This is a genomic window from Citrobacter sp. VF227 (genome assembly GCF_052950715.1).
This window is the reverse complement of sequence record NZ_JBRFVF010000326.1, coordinates 1-486: the sequence shown is the minus strand read 5'-3', so window position 1 is coordinate 486 and position 486 is coordinate 1. Positions and strand designations below refer to the sequence as shown.

Genomic DNA, 486 nt, shown 5'->3' with positions numbered 1-486 from the left:
CACACGACGTCGAGGGTGATGGCGCCGAGACCGTCGATCGCCGCGACCATGCGCTGGCCGCGCTGGACCGGACCGACGCCGGAGGGCGTGCCGGTGAAGATCAGGTCGCCGGGCTGCAGGACGAAGTAGCCCGAAAGGTAGGCGATCTGCTCGGCGACGGACCAGATCATGTCGGCGAGGTCGCCCTTCTGGCGGATCTCGCCGTCGACCGACAGGGTGATCGCGCCCTTCGCCGGGTGGCCGATGACGGAGACCGGGTGGAGGGCGCCGACCGGGCCCGAACCGTCGGCGGCCTTGGCGGTGTCCCAGGGCCGGGACATCTTCTTGGCCTCGTCCTGGACGTCGCGCCGGGTCATGTCGAGGCCGATGGCGTAGCCGTAGACGTGCTCCAGCGCGGTCTCGGCCGGAATGTCGCTGCCGCCGCTGGCGAGGGCCGCCACCATCTCCACCTCGAAATGGTAGTTGGCGGTCTTTGGCGGGTAGGCG

Annotated in this window: 1 protein-coding gene; it reads right to left on the bottom strand. The window is 70.4% G+C overall.

From position 1 onward, the window contains the following. On the bottom strand, nt 1-486 hold a 486-nt coding region (locus tag ACU8YC_RS26565; RefSeq protein WP_446896203.1), incomplete at both ends, for a fumarylacetoacetate hydrolase family protein.